We start from the raw sequence: 340 nt of genomic DNA, 5'->3' as shown, positions 1-340 counted from the left end.
CGAGATGCAGCTGCTCGGCACCCATCCGGGCGCGCGCAGCTTCCGCGACGGCGACGGCTACCTGCCCGCCGAGGCCGTCGGCGCCGTACTGCTCAAGCCGCTGGACGCGGCGCTGCGCGACGGCGACACCGTGCACGCCGTCATCAAGAGCACCGCCTCCCTGCACAGCGGCCGCTCCAACGGCTTCCTCTCGCCCAGCCACCGCACCCAGGTGGCGACCATGCGCCGGGCGCTGGAACGCGCCGGCGCCGAACCCGGCTCCATCGGCTACGTCGAGTCCGCCGCCAACGGCACCGCGTTCTCCGACGAGGTCGAACTGCGCGCCCTGCGCGAGGTGTTC

1 protein-coding gene is annotated in these 340 nt (G+C 73.8%); it reads left to right on the top strand.

Annotated elements, in window-relative coordinates; translation table 11 throughout:
- A partial coding sequence (locus tag EBH09_RS37265; protein ID WP_153182787.1) for a hypothetical protein occupies positions 1–340 on the top strand: 340 nt, incomplete at both ends.

This window comes from Streptomyces sp. E2N166 (genome assembly GCF_003671715.1).
Lineage (GTDB): Bacteria > Actinomycetota > Actinomycetes > Streptomycetales > Streptomycetaceae > Streptomyces > Streptomyces thinghirensis.
This window is presented reverse-complemented; position numbering and strand designations above follow the sequence as displayed.